The sequence below is a fragment of the Duganella rivi genome (genome assembly GCF_009857435.1).
In the GTDB taxonomy this organism is placed as follows: domain Bacteria; phylum Pseudomonadota; class Gammaproteobacteria; order Burkholderiales; family Burkholderiaceae_D; genus Rugamonas; species Rugamonas rivi.
Window position 1 is genome coordinate 185,874 of sequence record NZ_WWCK01000001.1, and the last position, 15,244, is coordinate 201,117.

General features: G+C 61.4%; 15 protein-coding genes. 9 read left to right on the forward strand and 6 right to left on the reverse strand.

Annotated features, from left to right (window positions below):
* Positions 1-14: 14 nt before the first annotated feature.
* The 3 genes from pheA to gyrA all read right to left on the reverse strand — a co-directional run bounded on the left by pheA (position 15) and on the right by gyrA (position 4,890).
* The gene (gene pheA / locus GTP45_RS00830) at positions 15-1,088 is read right to left on the reverse strand and encodes a prephenate dehydratase (RefSeq protein ID WP_161011993.1); all 1,074 of its coding nucleotides are present in this window, start codon (positions 1,086-1,088) and stop codon (positions 15-17) included.
* Entirely contained in the window at positions 1,089-2,171 is a 1,083-nt protein-coding gene (gene serC, locus GTP45_RS00835) for a 3-phosphoserine/phosphohydroxythreonine transaminase (protein ID WP_161011994.1), read from the reverse strand.
* Positions 2,172-2,259: 88 nt separating this feature from the next.
* Positions 2,260-4,890, reverse strand: a complete 2,631-nt coding sequence (gene gyrA / locus GTP45_RS00840) for a DNA gyrase subunit A (RefSeq protein ID WP_161011995.1) — start codon at positions 4,888-4,890, stop codon at positions 2,260-2,262.
* A 408-nt stretch (positions 4,891-5,298) separates the two neighbouring features.
* Between gyrA and ompA the strand changes: the two genes are divergently transcribed.
* The 7 genes from ompA to GTP45_RS00875 all read left to right on the forward strand — a co-directional run bounded on the left by ompA (position 5,299) and on the right by GTP45_RS00875 (position 11,337).
* The gene (gene ompA, locus GTP45_RS00845) at positions 5,299-6,015 is read left to right on the forward strand and encodes an outer membrane protein OmpA (RefSeq protein WP_161011996.1); all 717 of its coding nucleotides are present in this window, start codon (positions 5,299-5,301) and stop codon (positions 6,013-6,015) included.
* A 95-nt stretch (positions 6,016-6,110) separates the two neighbouring features.
* The gene (ubiG, locus tag GTP45_RS00850; RefSeq protein WP_161011997.1) at positions 6,111-6,806 is read left to right on the forward strand and encodes a bifunctional 2-polyprenyl-6-hydroxyphenol methylase/3-demethylubiquinol 3-O-methyltransferase UbiG; all 696 of its coding nucleotides are present in this window, start codon (positions 6,111-6,113) and stop codon (positions 6,804-6,806) included.
* A gap of 9 nt (positions 6,807-6,815) precedes the next feature.
* Entirely contained in the window at positions 6,816-7,505 is a 690-nt protein-coding gene (locus tag GTP45_RS00855) for an HAD family hydrolase (protein WP_371874409.1), read from the forward strand.
* Between the two features lie 115 nt (positions 7,506-7,620).
* Positions 7,621-8,649, forward strand: a complete 1,029-nt coding sequence (locus GTP45_RS00860) for a hypothetical protein (protein WP_229258289.1) — start codon at positions 7,621-7,623, stop codon at positions 8,647-8,649.
* A gap of 107 nt (positions 8,650-8,756) precedes the next feature.
* Entirely contained in the window at positions 8,757-9,851 is a 1,095-nt protein-coding gene (locus GTP45_RS00865; protein ID WP_161011999.1) for a hypothetical protein, read from the forward strand.
* A gap of 57 nt (positions 9,852-9,908) precedes the next feature.
* Positions 9,909-10,781: an RNA polymerase sigma-70 factor gene (locus GTP45_RS00870; RefSeq protein WP_161012676.1), complete on the forward strand. Its 873-nt coding sequence runs from the start codon at positions 9,909-9,911 to the stop codon at positions 10,779-10,781.
* A gap of 88 nt (positions 10,782-10,869) precedes the next feature.
* Positions 10,870-11,337 (forward strand): carboxymuconolactone decarboxylase family protein, encoded by a 468-nt coding sequence (locus GTP45_RS00875; RefSeq protein WP_166454502.1) that lies wholly within the window; start codon positions 10,870-10,872, stop codon positions 11,335-11,337.
* A gap of 11 nt (positions 11,338-11,348) precedes the next feature.
* Here the strand turns inward: GTP45_RS00875 and GTP45_RS00880 are convergent, their stop codons facing one another.
* The 3 genes from GTP45_RS00880 to GTP45_RS00890 form a co-directional block, all read right to left on the reverse strand.
* Positions 11,349-11,645, reverse strand: a complete 297-nt coding sequence (locus GTP45_RS00880) for a hypothetical protein (protein WP_161012000.1) — start codon at positions 11,643-11,645, stop codon at positions 11,349-11,351.
* A gap of 4 nt (positions 11,646-11,649) precedes the next feature.
* A complete protein-coding gene (locus GTP45_RS00885) occupies positions 11,650-12,126 on the reverse strand; it encodes a hypothetical protein (protein ID WP_161012001.1) in 477 nt (158 codons plus the stop codon).
* Between the two features lie 121 nt (positions 12,127-12,247).
* Entirely contained in the window at positions 12,248-12,781 is a 534-nt protein-coding gene (locus tag GTP45_RS00890; RefSeq protein WP_229258290.1) for a TetR/AcrR family transcriptional regulator, read from the reverse strand.
* A 208-nt stretch (positions 12,782-12,989) separates the two neighbouring features.
* Here GTP45_RS00890 and GTP45_RS00895 point away from each other — a divergent pair, with 208 nt between their 5' ends.
* Together GTP45_RS00895 and GTP45_RS00900 are read left to right on the forward strand one after the other, a co-directional pair.
* Entirely contained in the window at positions 12,990-13,994 is a 1,005-nt protein-coding gene (locus tag GTP45_RS00895) for an alpha/beta fold hydrolase (protein ID WP_161012003.1), read from the forward strand.
* A 10-nt stretch (positions 13,995-14,004) separates the two neighbouring features.
* Entirely contained in the window at positions 14,005-15,243 is a 1,239-nt protein-coding gene (locus GTP45_RS00900) for an epoxide hydrolase family protein (RefSeq protein ID WP_161012004.1), read from the forward strand.
* The last annotated feature ends 1 nt before the right edge of the window (position 15,244 follow it).

Genomic DNA, 15,244 nt, shown 5'->3' on the forward strand with positions numbered 1-15,244 from the left:
TCTCTCTTCGAAAATCAGGTCAGGCTCACCGGGTAGGAACCCAGCACCTTGAAGAATGCAGCGTTGCCTTGCAGCTCATCGAGCGCCTTGGCGACGGCGGGATCTTGCACATGGCCTTCCACGTCGACGTAGAAGTAGTACTCCCACGTGCCGGTGCGCGCCGGGCGCGACTCGAAGCGCGTCATCGACACGCCGTGCTGTGCCAGCGATCCAAGCAGGCGATAAATCGAACCCGCCTTGTGCGGCGCCGCCAGCGCCAGCGAGGTGCGATCCTCGCCAGAAGGGCCGGCCTGCAGGGAACCAATCACGGCAAAGCGCGTGCGGTTGTGCGGATCATCCTGAATGTTTGCCTTCACCGTACCGAGGCCATAGCGCACGCCTGCGCGCTCGCCTGCAATCGCGGCGATGGTGTGATCGTCACGCGCCATGCGCGCCGCTTCCGCGTTGGACGACACGGCGCGGCGTTCGATCTCGGGGTAGTTATTGTTCAACCAGATCTGGCATTGCGCCAGCGCCTGCGCGTGCGCGCAAATCGCGGTGACGCCTTCCATATTGCCGGTGCCGGTCAACAGGCTGTGACGCACAGCGATCGACACTTCGCCGCTGATGGTCAGCGGCGTATGCAGCAGCAAGTCCAGCGTGCGGCCGATGGCGCCTTCGGTCGAATTCTCAACCGGCACCACGCCGAATTCCGCCGTCCCAGCCTCGGTGGCGCGGAACACTTCATCAATCGACGAGCAAGGCAGCACATCCACCGCCGTGCCGAATTGCTGATACACGGCTTGTTCGCTGTAGGTGCCCGCTGGGCCGAGGAAGGCCACCGTCACGCGCTTCTCCAGCGAGCGGCACGCGGACATGATCTCGCGCCAAATCGTTTGCAATTCCGCGTTGCCCATCGGGCCGGGATTGCGATCCGCCACGCCGCGCAGCACTTGTGCCTCGCGCTCAGGGCGGAACACCGGCGCGCCGGTTTCGGCTTTCACGTGCCCCACTTCCTGCGCCACTTTCGCGCGCTGGTTCAGCAGATCCAGGATTTGCGCGTCAATCGAATCGATTTGTTCGCGCAAGGGTTTAAGTTTGTCGTTCATTTATCGGCCTGCAAATTCGTTCAAGTAGTCTACGAGCGCTTGCACGCCCTCGATAGGCATCGCGTTATAGATCGATGCGCGCATACCGCCGACGGACTTGTGGCCCTTCAGTTGCAGCAGGCCGCGCGCTTTGGCGCCGGCCAGGAATGCTTCGTTCTTGCTTTCATCCTTCAGGTAGAAGGGTACGTTCATGCGCGAGCGGTTGGCCGGCGCCACGCGATTTTGATAGAAATCGTCGACGTCCAGCGCCGCGTACAGCAGCTCGGCCTTGGCCTTGGCGCGGCGCTCCATCTCGGCCACGCCGCCCTGCTGCTTCAGCCACTGGAACACCAGGCCGGCGATATAGATGCCGTAAGTCGGCGGCGTGTTGTACATCGATTCGTTATCGGCTACCAGCTTGAAATCAAACGCCGACGGGCACACCGGCAGCGCCTTGCCTAGCAAGTCGTCGCGAATAATCACGATGGTCACGCCGGCCGGGCCGATGTTCTTCTGCGCGCCTGCGAAGATCACGCCGTACTTGGCGACGTCGATCACGCGCGACAAAATATGCGACGACATATCGGCCACCAGCACGCGGTCTTTAAAACGCGTATCGTTAAAGTCCGGCTGATACTCGACGCCGTCGATGGTCTCGTTGGTGCACATGTGCAGGTACGCAGCATCGGCAGTCAGTTGCCAATCCGCTTGCGCCGGCACCGCCGTCGTATTCGACGCGGCGGTATTCACCTTGGCGTACTTGCCCGCTTCCTTGATGGACTTGGCCGACCACGAACCGGTGTGAATGAAATCGATGGTTGCACCTTCAGGCTTGTGGCCCAGCAGGTTCAACGGAATCAGGGCGTTTTGCGACAGACCGCCGCCCTGCATGAACAAAATCTTGTAATTGTCCGGCACTGCCAGCAGCTCGCGCAGATCGCGCTCGGCTGCCTTGTAAATCGACATAAACTCCGGCCCGCGATGGCTCATCTCCATGACGGACATACCGCTGCCATGCCAATCCAGCATTTCAGCAGCAGCTTGCGCCAAGACTTCCTTCGGCAATACGGCAGGGCCGGCGGAGAAGTTAAAGATTTGCGTCATTACGTTCCTTAAAAAATAAAAACGGGGCCAATCCTATTGCCGGTTTTGCGCAATAGCCTTGGCCCCGCTGGCTCACAACTTCGAGCGTTTACTCAGTAGCCGAATCCGGGCCCGGTTCCAGCTCCACTTCGTCGATATCGGTTTCGACCACGCGCTGCAGGCCGGACAGCTTGGTGCCGTCTTCCACTGCGATCAGGGTCACGCCCTGCGTCGCGCGGCCCATCTCGCGGATTTCCGATACGCGGGTGCGAATCAGCACGCCGCCGGTGGTGATCAGCATGATCTCGTCCGACGAATCCACCAGCGTGGCCGCCACCACCTTGCCGTTACGCTCGGAGGTCTGGATCGCGATCATGCCCTTGGTGCCACGGCCGTGACGGGTGTACTCGATGATAGGCGTACGCTTGCCGAAGCCGTTCTCGGTTGCAGTCAGCACCGACTGCTGCTCGTTTTCCGCCACCAGCAGCGCGATCACGCGCTGGCCTTCGTCAAGGTTCATGCCGCGCACGCCGCGGGCGTTACGGCCCATCGGACGGACGTCGTTCTCGTCGAAGCGCACAGCTTTGCCGGCGTCGGAGAACAGCATCACATCGTGTTCGCCATCGGTCAGCGCAGCGCCGATCAGGAAGTCGCCTTCGTCCAGGTCGACCGCGATAATGCCGGCCTTGCGTGGATTGCTGAAGTCTTTCAGCGGCGTTTTCTTCACGGTGCCCAGGCTGGTGGACATGAAGACGTAGTGGTCTTCAGGGAAGGTGCGGTTCTCGCCCGACAGCGGCAGGATGACCGTGATCTTCTCGTTGTCCGCCAATGGGAACATATTGACGATAGGCTTGCCACGCGAGTTGCGCGAGCCTTGCGGCACTTCCCATACCTTCAGCCAGTACAAGCGGCCACGGTTGGAGAAGCACAAGATGTAATCGTGCGTGTTGGCGATGAACAGCTGGTCGATCCAGTCTTCATCCTTGGTCGCCATGGCTTGCTTGCCGCGGCCGCCGCGTTTCTGCGCGCGGTATTCGCTGATCGGCTGCGCCTTCATGTAACCGGTGTGCGACAAGGTCACCACCATGTCTTGCGGCGTGATCAGGTCTTCGGTATTCAGGTCGCTGGCGTTGTGTTCGATGTTGGAGCGGCGTGGATCCTTGGCTGGATCGCCAAACTCGCCCACCATCGAGGTCATCTCGTCGGTGATGATGGTGGTCACGCGGGCCGGCTTGGACAGGATGTCCAGCAGGTCGGCGATTTCCGCCATCACGTCCTTGTACTCGTTGACGATCTTGTCCTGTTCCAGGCCGGTCAGGCGTTGCAGGCGCATTTGCAGGATCTCTTGCGCCTGGTCGTCGGACAGTTTGTACAAGCCGTCGCTCTGCATGCCATAGTGCTTAGGCAGGTGCTCAGGACGGAAGGCGTCGATGCCGCCGATGGTGTCGCCTTCGCCGGTACGGGCCAGCATCTCGCGCACCAGCGAGGAATCCCACGATTTTTCCATCAGGGCGGTCTTCGCCACTGGCGGCGTCGGCGCGGCCTTGATGATAGCGATGAATTCATCGATGTTGGCCAGTGCCACTGCCAGGCCTTCCAGCACGTGGCCGCGTTCGCGCGCCTTGCGCAGTTCGAACACGGTACGGCGCGTCACCACTTCGCGGCGGTGCGACAGGAAGCACGACAGCATTTCCTTCAGGTTCAGCAGGCGCGGCTGGCCGTCGACCAGCGCCACCATGTTCATGCCGAAGGTGTCTTGCAACTGGGTCTGCTTGTACAGATTGTTCAGCACCACTTCCGGTACTTCGCCGCGTTTCAGCTCGATCACCACGCGCATGCCCGATTTATCGGACTCGTCGCGGATGTCGGAAATGCCTTCGAGCTTCTTGTCGCGCACGTTCTCGGCGATGCGCTCCAGCAGCGATTTCTTGTTGACCTGGTATGGCAGCTCGTCAACGATGATGGCGGTGCGGCCGCCGTCCTTGCCGTATTCTTCGTAGTGGGTCTTGGCGCGCATCACCACGCGGCCGCGGCCAGTGCGGTAGCCGTCGCGCACGCCCGACACGCCGTAAATCGTGCCGCCGGTCGGGAAGTCTGGCGCCGGGATCAGTTCGATCAGCTCGTCGATCGTGCAATCCGGGTTGTTCAGCACGTGCAGCGCGCCGGCAATCACTTCGTGCAGGTTGTGCGGCGGGATGTTGGTGGCCATACCCACCGCGATACCGGACGAACCGTTGATCAGCAGGTTGGGAATACGGGTCGGCAGGACGGTCGGTTCTTTTTCCTTGCCGTCGTAGTTAGGCTGGAAGTCGACCGTGTCCTTGTCGATATCGGCCAGCAGTTCGCTGGAAATCTTGTCAAGACGGCACTCGGTGTAACGCATTGCCGCGGCGCCGTCGCCGTCGACCGAGCCGAAGTTACCCTGGCCGTCGACCAGCATGTAGCGCAGCGAGAAGTCCTGCGCCATGCGCACCAGCGTGTCGTAAATCGAGGCGTCGCCGTGCGGGTGGTACTTACCCATGGTCTCGCCCACCACACGGGCGCACTTGACGTAAGGGCGGTTCCACACGTTGTTCATTTCGTGCATCGAGTACAGGACGCGGCGGTGTACAGGCTTCAGGCCGTCACGCACATCCGGCAAGGCGCGGCCGACGATCACGCTCATGGCGTAATCGAGGTAGCTCTTGCGCATCTCTTCTTCGAGGGAAATCGGGATTGTTTCTTTTGCGAATTGATCCATTGGCCGGTCGTTTTACTGTGGTTTGTTAAGCCTCTCCCAAGAGACAGGCAAGCGTACGATTTTAGCATGGGCGCACGGCAACTAGCGGAATTCCGCAGTAGCCCAGCGTTTATGCGGTGTCGCGCCGGTGTAGCACGCGTAACAACTTGTAATATTCATGACACATTACTCAATTATTATCGACAATCACGTTGCAACAAAACAACATTTTGGTTGAACGCGAAAAGGCGCCGTGTTGGAGCGTTTTAAACGACTTTCATCGGCTGTGGCAAAATGGACGAGAAGTCAATTGCTTGAATCACAAGCGGAAAACGAGCCCGACGCCCCTGCGTGGTAGAATTCGCCCCACGCAAAGAACTCGCCGCGCAGTTTTCTGCAGATAGACATCACCCCGAAAGGAACAAAAATATGAAAAAACTTATTTCGATGTTGGCCATCTCGGCTGCATTTGCCGGCTCGGCCATCGCGCAGACCGCACCTACCGCCCCTCCGTACGCTCCAGTCACCCAAGACATCAAAGCCGCCACCCCGAAAAGCGCTTACGTGCAAGATGCACGCGGCGTGATCGCCCGTGACCCGTTCGGCCTGTGCTGGCGCACTGGCTACTGGACTCCGGCTGATGCCGTGCCAGGTTGCGATCTGCCGATCTGCGTTGAGCCAGAAAAACTGGAAAACGGCAAATGCGTCGCACCGCCGCCACCAGCACCGGCCCCTGCACCGGCGCCAGCCCCAGTGCCAGCTGCTGCACCAGTGGCAGCGCCAGTGCCAACCGCACAAAAAGTGAGCTTCGCGGCTGACGCCTTCTTCGACTTCGACAAGGCCGTGCTGAAACCAGAAGGCAAAGCCAAGCTGGACGACGTCACCTCGAAACTGGGTTCGATCAACCTGGAAGTGATCATCGCCGTCGGTCACACCGACTCGGTCGGTTCGGATGAGTACAACCAGAAGCTGTCGGTACGCCGCGCTGAAGCCGTCAAAGCCTACATCATCTCGAAAGGCGTAGAAGCCAACCGCGTGTACACCGAAGGCAAAGGCGAGAAGCAACCGGTAGCGGACAACAAAACCGCCGAAGGCCGCGCTAAAAACCGCCGCGTAGAAATCGAAGTGGTCGGCACCAGCAAGTAATTGCTAGCGCACCACTGAGGAAGGCCCCGCTTCGGCGGGGCTTTTTTTTACCCGCTGCTTTAGAATAGCGGAATTAGTCTTTTAAAATCGTTGCCATGAACGCTGATCCATTAGAACTGCAAAAATTCTCCGAACTCGCTCACCGCTGGTGGGATCCGACCTCGGAGTTCCGCCCGCTGCACGAGATTAACCCGCTGCGCCTGGAATGGATCAACGCGCGCGCGCCGCTGGCCGGCAAGAATGTGATCGACATCGGCTGCGGCGGCGGCATTCTGTCGGAATCGATGGCGCGCAAGGGCGCCACCGTCACCGGCATCGACCTCGGCGAAAAAGCGCTGAAGGTGGCCGACCTGCACTCGCTGGAATCAGGCGTGCAAGTGCGCTACAAGCTGATCGCCGCCGAAGAGATGGCCGCGCAGGAAGCCGGCCAGTACGACGTCGTCACCTGCATGGAAATGCTGGAACACGTACCCGACCCATCGGCCATCGTGCGCGCCTGCGCGGCGCTGGTGAAACCGGGCGGCCACGTGTTCTTCTCGACCCTGAACCGCAATCCGAAAGCCTATCTGTTCGCGGTGATCGGCGCCGAGTACATTCTGCGCATGCTGCCGAAAGGCACCCACGATTACGACAAGTTCATCACCCCATCCGAGCTGTCGCAATTCATCCGCAGCGCCGGGCTGGAAGTGCAAGGCTTCAAGGGCATGGGCTACAACCCGCTGACCAAGATCTACTCGCTCAACGACGACACCAGCGTCAACTACCTGGTGGCCGCGCGCCGCCCTCTGTAAGCCATGACCATGACTCTGCCCGCCGCACCGCGCGCCATCCTGTTCGACCTCGACGGCACCCTGGCCGACACCGCGCCCGACCTGGCCGCCGCCGTCAACCTGCTGCGCGCCAGGCGCGGGCTGGAGCCGACCGCCTACGAGATCCTGCGCCCGACCGCTTCGGCCGGCGCGCGCGGCATGATCGGCGCCTCGTTCGGCATCACGCCCGACGATGAGCGCTACCTCGCACTGCGCGACGAATTCCTCAACAACTACGAGGCCGCCATCGCCGTGCACAGCGGCTTGTTCGACGGCGTCACCGCGCTGCTGGACGGCATTGAGGCGGCTGGCGTGCAATGGGGCATCGTCACCAACAAGCACCAGCGCTTCACCACCCCGCTGCTGCCGCAGATCGGCCTTGGCCACGCGGCTTGCGCCATCTCCGGCGACACCACGCCGCATCCGAAACCGCACCCGGAGCCGCTGCTGGAAGCGGCGCGCCGCCTGAACCTGGCGCCGGAACAATGCTGGTACGTGGGCGACGATTTGCGCGACATCCAGGCCGGCAAGGCCGCCGGCATGCTGACCGTGGCTGCCGGCTGGGGCTATTGCGGCGCGACCGAGCCGCAACATTGGCACGCAGATTATCTGTTCGTGCAACCGTCCGAACTGCTGGATCTATTACAATCCACTGTAACCAACAGCGCGCTGGCAGCCTAATCCGAAGCAATATTGTCTATTTCGTTGTATAGACGAATCATCGCGCCAAACTCTAGTTGCCGTGCGGCAAAAATTAGCTTAGTCTCGCTGCCATACTCAACCACTGAGGCGCAACATGCAAACCTTCGAGCCGGCTGCCCAAACCCCGCAGCCCTCCGTCGATTCAAGCATCCCGCCGCCGCAGCGCACCGCTGCGCCGCAGAGCTGGATGGTGCGCGTTACCGACGCCAAGTACCACTGGTATGACCTGCTGGCCGGCTTTGCTGAAAAGCCGGACATCCGCGACCCGATCGGCCGCTACATGCGCCGCATGCAGTTCGAACTGGACGCCACTTCGGAGCACAACCACCTGTTCTTTGCCGTCACCCGCCCGCGCGTGCGCTTCGACATCGCCGGCGCGCTGCAATGGGGCTTCTTCTCGCTCAAGCTGACCTTGCCGCTGCTGCTGGGCGCTGAGCAGACCAAGGACAGCATCACGGTCGAACTCAAGGTGCCGTTCGCGGCCACCATGAAAAAGCCGAGCGTGACCCTGACCGAGAATTTCATCAGCCTCAACTGGGGCGGCCTGGTCGAAGTATTTTCCGTGCACGACTTGCTGATGACCTACGCCCACACGCTCAAGCTACCCAGCAAGGTCGCCTACGTCGGCCGCACGCGCGATCCGGAGGGCCGCCTCGGCAAAGGCCGCTTGCCGGCCATGCACAAGGTGCGCGCCCAGTTCGGCGAGCACTACGACACCCTGCTGCTGGTGATCGGCACCGAGGTCGAAGTCAGCTGCGCCGAAGGCGACCCGGCCGGGCACGACGTCAACCAGCACCCGCAGGCCGCCGACGCACTGCATGCCGAGCGCGTCGACATGATCGAAGCCGCCCTGATCCGCTACTTCGAAGGCAGCGCGCCGCGCTTCCACGGCACCGAAGAACGGCAGCAGCGCAGCGAGCGCATCACCGCCGTGCAGGCTGCCAACCACCTGGTGCAATACACCATCGATCTCGAGTTGCCGGATACCGGTTTTTACAACTACCTGAGCTCGGAATTCGTGACGTCCGCCAAGCGCCACCTGCTCAGCTGCTTCGTTGCCGACGGCAAAGCCCAGGTTGCGCCCATGCCACTGCCCACGCCGCTCAAGGGTAGCAAGGCCTGACTAGTGATACATTGAGTGATTTCTTGCCTTTGACGAAGTTTCCACATGGAAATGCCGCGCCGGAGGCACTATAATCACGTCACGATGAGACACTTGGAGCGCGCACGATGAGCAATGACGACGACGATTACCCTGATCCGTCGCCGGAAGAGCTAGGCATAGGCGCCTTGTTCGAAGAAGCGCCCGAGCCATTCCATGACCTGGTGGCGCCGCCGCCGGACGCCATGGAAGAATTGCTGCCGCTGATGCCGCAGCGTACCGCCGCGCCGCAAACCTGGGTGGTCACCGTGGCCGACGCCAAATTCCACTGGTACGACCTGATCGCCGGCTTCCCGGAAGTGCCGGACATCCGCGACCCGGTCGGTCGCCACCTGCGCCGCATGCAGTTCGACCTTGAGGCGACCAGCGAGAAACGCCTGATCTACTTCGCGGTCAACCGCCCGCGCGTACGCTTCGACCCCTCTCGCAGCACCAGCTGGGGCTTCTTCTCGCTCAAGCTGACCATCCCGCTGCTGGTCGGCCCGGAAGAGAAAAAAGACACGCTCACCATCGAGCTGACGGTGCCGTTTGCCGCCACGCTGAAAAAGCCGTCGGTGGTGCTGACCGACCGCTTCATCACGCTCAACTGGGGCGGCTTGATCGAGGCGCTGTCGATCCACGACGTGTTGCAGCAGTACGAGAACAATCTCAACTACAAGACCGAGGTGCAGTACGTCGGCCAGACCAAGGATCCGCTGGGCCGTCTGGCGCGCGCGCGCCTGACGCCGGTGCAGCGCGTGCACCAGAAGTTTAGCGAAGACAACGACATGCTGCTGCTGATCCAGCGCTTCAATATCGAAGCCATGTCGGACGACGGCGATCCGGCCGAGCTGGAAGTCAACCAGAACCCGGTGGCCGCCGACATGCTGCTCAAGGACCGCATCGATGCCGTCGAATGCGCGCTGATCCGCTACTTCGAAGGCCCGGAAATGCACGGCCGCAGCGACAAGGAGGCCGAGGTGCGCAAGCAGCGCCTGCGCGAGCTGCAAGCCACCAATAATCTGGAAAGCTTCCGCATCGATCTCCGATTGGAAGAGTCCGGCAAGTACCACGATTTATACTCGCGTCATGCGAGCGTGTCGCGCAGCCACATCATCGACTGCACCATCGTCGATGGCAATGTGCTGGTCACCCGCGTGCCGGACAAGATCGCCAAGCCTTAAACCGCCGCCCGGCCTGGCTTGTCACAAACCGGGCCGCTGTCACGTCTAGGATGGATGATGACTGATAATGCGATTTTCACGGCCCTGCGGCCGCGCCTGTTCTCGATTGCCTACCGCATGCTGGGCATCCGCGCCGATGCCGAGGACGTGGTGCAGGACGCCTGGCTGCGCTGGCAAGGCAGCGACCACGAGGCCGTGCAATCGGCCGAGGCGTGGCTGGTGACTATCACCACCCGGCTGTCGATAGACCGTCTGCGCACGCGCGCGGCTGAGCGCGAATCCTACGTCGGCTGGTGGCTGCCCGAGCCCATCGTCGAACTGGACGAGCGCACGCCGGAGACGCAGGCGGAATTGGCTAGCGAAGTGTCGATGGCCTTGCTGTGGGTGCTGGAGCGCCTGTCGCCCGAGGAGCGCGCGGCGTTCTTGATGCGGCAAGTGTTTGAGCAGGATTACGCCGACATCGCCGGCATCCTCGGCAAGAGCGAAGCGGCCTGCCGGCAGATGGTGCACCGCGCGCAGGAGCGCGTGCAGCAGGACAAGCCGCGCTTCAACGTGCCGCAGGAAGCGCATCACGCGCTGCTGGGCCGCTTCATCGCCGCAGCACAAGTCGGCGACCGCGATGCCATGAAAACCATGCTGGCCGACGATGTGCAACTGGTGGCCGATGGCGGCGGCAAGGTCAACTCCTATCTGCACATCTTGCATGGCGCGGGCCGCGTGGCGGGCTCGTTCTGGTCGCTGGAACACCAGTACCCGCAGCAAGTGGTGTACCGCCAAGCGCGCGTCAACGGCGCTCCGGGGCTGGTGCGCTATGTGGACGGCAAACTGGAATCGGCGCAATCGTTTGTGATCGAAGGCGAGCAGATCGTCGCCGTGTTCATCGTCCGCAATCCAGACAAACTGGCGGGCGTGCCGCAAACTATTTTTTAAAAGCTGTCACAACAGGCTAGCGTGGCCCGTCTTACAGGGTATGGAGGGCGCAATGGTGTGGCCTCCGCTTACTCCGAGAGGCATCATCATGACTCAAGCTCGCATCCCCTTCTTCCAGCTCGCCCCGGCCAATTTGCAGGCCATGATTGCGCTGTCCGGCTCCGTGAAAAAAAGCTCGCTCGGCATCCGCCTGGTGGAACTGATTAACCTGCGCGTGTCGCAGATCAACGGCTGCGGCGTGTGCGTCGACATGCACTGGCGCGACCTGATCAAGCAGGAAATCGAACCACGCCACCTGAACGCCATCGCCGGCTGGCGCGAAGCCCCGCCCTCCTTCTTCAGCGAGCGCGAACGCGCCGCCCTCAACTGGGCCGAAGCCGTCAACGCCCTGCCGCACAAGCAGCCAAGCGACGATGATTTCAACCTGCTCAAGACCCACTTCAGCAACACCGAAATTGCCGAACTCAGCTACGCCATCGCCACCATCCGCGCTTGGAACGTCATCAACGCCAGCCTGCACAACCAAATCCCGGAAGTGCCGCCGCCGGGTTTCTAAACGAAGGTTTGCTAAGGCGCGTCGTCAATATGCTTATGCGTGGCGACGCGCCGCAAGATCGCCGTTTCACCGTCGATTTCAAATGAAATTTTGTAGGCGTGATTGGACATCACATCGATGGTGAAAATCTTCGGATTTCGATGGCCGCGCAAACTGTGAAGACGCCGGCTATTGGGAATGGGATGTTTCATTAAATCTGCGACTGCAGCGGCGACTGCCTGCTGCAACTTGGATGAGAGACTTTTGTAATCTCGCTCGAATCGCGGCAAACGTTTCAGCGTCGTGATGTGCGGGCCGCTGGTATGCACGCATTCACCTCAGCGCGGCGAATAAAGCATCAGCCGATGTGAACTCTTGCTCGATGGGCGTCTCGCCATCGGCAATACTTTCGCCAATCAGCCACGCCAAGGTATTCAGCTTGTTATGCAATTCAGCTGCCTCATCAGCCAATCGCGCGAAGGCTTCCACGATACCATCCTCATCGCTTAAGTCCGCATCGGCAGCGACTGAGATATGGCACTCATTGGTCACCCGATAAAACTCACTCATCTGATCGCGTGCATCTTCGAAGATGGCAACCAAATCGGTGCCGTCATCAATGGTAATACCATGCTCCTTGATGCGCGCGATGAAGCGATCGGCAGCATCATTTGCCAACTGCACTTCCATGAGTTGCTCATCAAGGCGTGCCAGCGTCGTTTCAATCAGTTTGAGCAGCGAGAGATTGCGCGATCGGTTTTGCACTAAACGCCCGAACGCCGATAACTCGCGTGTTTCGGTGGTGCGCATTGTGAATCTCCTTCGAATCGCATTTAGAAAAGCAACAAGCTTGCAATCAAGAATGTACGCTAGTTTTTCTAGTGTATCGCATTCCTTTAGCAACGGCTCTGGCGATTCGCAAAGCCGTTGCTTATTGCGGCCAGGCTCGCATGGCGAGGGCTGCTACTTCTAGCAGTTTCTTGCGGCCTGCGCCATCGCGTGCTTGCAAGGTCATGCCCTCGATGACGGTGTAGTAGAAGCGCGCCAAGGCGGAGGCCTCGGTGTCCGCCGGTAGTTCGCCCGCTTGCGCGGCGCGCTGGATGGCGAGACGGATGCCCGCCTCTATCGCCGCCCGCCGTTCGCGCATCAGCCCCTGCACCTTCTCGCTCGCCGCCGAGCCATTCACCGCCGATGCAATCACCATGCAGCCCGGCGGCCGCCCCGCGCGCGTCAATTCAATCGCGTTGCCCTTCAATAGCTTATCCACCGTCTCCCGCGCCGACAGGCCCTCAGCAAACACGGCATTGGCATTGCCCGGCCCAGCCGCGTAACGCTCCACCGCTTCGTGGAACAAGCTTTCCTTGTCGCCAAAAGCGGTGTACAGGCTGGGCGGCGTGACGCCCATGGCCGCCGTTAAATCGCTGATGGAGGTGGTTTCGTAGCCTTGTCGCCAAAACAGCAACATGGCTTGTTCCAGCGCGGCATCGCGATCAAACGACAACGGACGCCCGCGGCTGCGGGGCGGAGTAGTAGGAGCAATAGTAGTTGCGGCTTCTTTTTTCATAGTGATCGATATTAAATTCATTGACAGTGGATTGCAAGGGGAATATATTTCGCTAAATTACGTATCGATCACTACGTAATTATCAAGATACCTCACCCGGAGAAACACCATGCAATTCCCTCACGGCGCCGCACGCGCCATCGCCATTGCCGCCGCACTCACCGTCGGCGGTGCCCTGCCCGTTGCCCATGCGGCCCAACCTGCCAAGATCAGCCAAGCGGAATTGAGCGATGCCGCGCTGGTCAAAACCCTGCCCGGCTTTAGCAACGGCTACGCCGAGGTCAACGGCACCCGCCTGCACTACGTCGAAGGCGGCAAAGGCGAGCCACTGGTGCTGCTGCCGGGCTGGCCGGAAACCTGGTGGGCCTTCCACAAGGTGATGCCGGAACTGTCCAAGCACTACCGCGTCATTGCGCTCGACCTGCGCGGCATGGGCGGCTCGGCCAAGCCGGCCGGCGGCTACGACAAGAAAAACATGGCCAAAGACGTCTACGAACTGCTCAAGCAAAAAGGCTATGACAAGGCCCACATCGCCGGCCACGACATCGGCGCCCAAGTCGCGTGGAGCTACGCCGCCAACTACCCGCAAGCCACCAGCAAGCTGGTCATGCTGGACGTGCCGCACCCTGACCAAGGCCTGTACAGCTGGCCTATCCTGCCGGGCGTCGGCACCTTCAACGAGAAGATCGACGAGCGCGCGCCGTTTGTCTGGTGGTTCGCCTTCCACCAAGTGAAAGGCCTGCCGGAAAAACTGCTGGCCGGCCGCGTCCACCTTGAGCAAGAATGGTTCTTCACCTACCTGCTGAAAGACGAAGCGGCGCTGTCGGCAAAAGACCGCGCCGTCTACGCCAACGCCTACAACACCGCCGACGCCATCCGCGCCGGCAACGCGTGGTATCAAGCCTTCCCGCAAGACATCGTCGATGAGAAGGAATACAAGAAGCTCGAGATGCCGGTGCTGGGCATTGCCGGCCCCGGCTACGGCTGGCTGAGTTCCACGCTGGCGGCCAAGGCTAGCAACGCCCGCACCATCCGCCTGGAAAACAGCGGCCACTTCGTGCAGGAAGAAGCGCCGGCTGACACCGCCAAGCACATCATCGACTTCCTGAAGTAAGGAGCACGCCATGAACCGCAATTCCGCATCGCTAGCCAACCTGCAGCGCCGCACCGTATTGCGCGCGGCAGCCGCCGTCGCCGGCGCACTGGCCCTGCCCTCCCCGCTGCGCGCAGCGGCCCGCAGCGAGGCGATCACGCCGTTCCGGGTTGCGGTTCCACAGGCGCAGCTCGATGACCTGAAACAAAGGCTGGCGCGCACGCGCTGGCCGGAAGCGGAGACCAGCGGCGACTGGCGCCAAGGCGTGCCGCTGGCCGCCGCCAAGTCGCTGGCCAGCTACTGGCGCGAGCGCTACGACTGGCGCCGCTTCGAGCGCAAGCTCAACACCTATCCGCAGTTCCGCACCGAGATCGACGGCCTCGGCATCCACTTCCTGCACGTGCGCTCGAAACATGCCAATGCGCTGCCGCTGCTGCTGACGCACGGCTGGCCCGGTTCCATCGTCGAATTCATGAAAGTGATTCCGCTGCTGACCGATCCCGAAGCGCACGGCGGCAAGGCCGAAGACGCCTTCCACCTGATCATCCCCTCCCTGCCCGGCTTCGGCTTTTCCGACAAGCCCAGCGGCGCAGGCTGGAACCTGCTGCGCACCGGCCAGGCATGGGCCACGCTGATGGCGCGGCTTGGCTACAAGAAGTGGGTCGCCCAAGGCGGCGACTGGGGCGCCGGCGTGACCACCGTGCTGGGCCACTTGAAACCAGCGGGCCTGGCCGGCATCCACCTGAACTGGCAATTCGTGTTCCCGGAAAAAATCCCGGAAGTGCTGAGCGCCGAGGAACAGCGCGCCGTCGATGGCGCCAACAAATTCCTGACCGAAGGCGCGGGCTACTTCCGCATGCAGGCCACGCGCCCGCAAACCATAGGCTACGCGCTCAATGATTCGCCGGTGGCGCTGATGAGCTTCATCTACGACAAATTCCACGACTGGGCCGATCCCTCCTCGGTGCTGACGCAGGACGAACTGCTCGATAACATCAGCCTGTACTGGCTGACCGGCAGCGGCGCCTCGGCCGCGCGCATCTACTGGGAAAACGCCAATGGCAGCTTCTCGGGCGGCAAGCTGTCGCTGCCGGTAGCGGCTTCCGTATTCCCGTACGAGATTTATCGCGCGCCCGAAAGCTGGGCGCGCCAGACCTACTCGCAACTGGTGTACTGGAACACCGTCGACAAGGGCGGCCACTTCGCCGCCTTTGAGCAGCCGTCCTTGTTTGCCAACGAACTGCGCGCTGGCTTCCGCCCGATGCGCTGAG

Bases quoted from the DNA above. Each gene is read 5' to 3' on its own strand.
- GTP45_RS00855 (WP_371874409.1), top strand. From the start codon at position 6,816: ATGACTCTGCCCGCCGCACCGCGCGCCATCCTGTTCGACCTCGACGGC.
- GTP45_RS00860 (WP_229258289.1), top strand. From the start codon at position 7,621: ATGCAAACCTTCGAGCCGGCTGCCCAAACCCCGCAGCCCTCCGTCGAT.
- GTP45_RS00875 (WP_166454502.1), top strand. From the start codon at position 10,870: ATGACTCAAGCTCGCATCCCCTTCTTCCAGCTCGCCCCGGCCAATTTG.
- GTP45_RS00900 (WP_161012004.1), top strand. From the start codon at position 14,005: ATGAACCGCAATTCCGCATCGCTAGCCAACCTGCAGCGCCGCACCGTA.
- serC (WP_161011994.1), bottom strand. From the start codon at position 2,171: ATGACGCAAATCTTTAACTTCTCCGCCGGCCCTGCCGTATTGCCGAAG.
- pheA (WP_161011993.1), bottom strand. From the start codon at position 1,088: ATGAACGACAAACTTAAACCCTTGCGCGAACAAATCGATTCGATTGAC.
- GTP45_RS00885 (WP_161012001.1), bottom strand. From the start codon at position 12,126: ATGCGCACCACCGAAACACGCGAGTTATCGGCGTTCGGGCGTTTAGTG.
- GTP45_RS00895 (WP_161012003.1), top strand. From the start codon at position 12,990: ATGCAATTCCCTCACGGCGCCGCACGCGCCATCGCCATTGCCGCCGCA.
- GTP45_RS00865 (WP_161011999.1), top strand. From the start codon at position 8,757: ATGAGCAATGACGACGACGATTACCCTGATCCGTCGCCGGAAGAGCTA.
- ompA (WP_161011996.1), top strand. From the start codon at position 5,299: ATGAAAAAACTTATTTCGATGTTGGCCATCTCGGCTGCATTTGCCGGC.
- gyrA (WP_161011995.1), bottom strand. From the start codon at position 4,890: ATGGATCAATTCGCAAAAGAAACAATCCCGATTTCCCTCGAAGAAGAG.
- ubiG (WP_161011997.1), top strand. From the start codon at position 6,111: ATGAACGCTGATCCATTAGAACTGCAAAAATTCTCCGAACTCGCTCAC.
- GTP45_RS00890 (WP_229258290.1), bottom strand. From the start codon at position 12,781: ATGTTGCTGTTTTGGCGACAAGGCTACGAAACCACCTCCATCAGCGAT.
- GTP45_RS00870 (WP_161012676.1), top strand. From the start codon at position 9,909: ATGACTGATAATGCGATTTTCACGGCCCTGCGGCCGCGCCTGTTCTCG.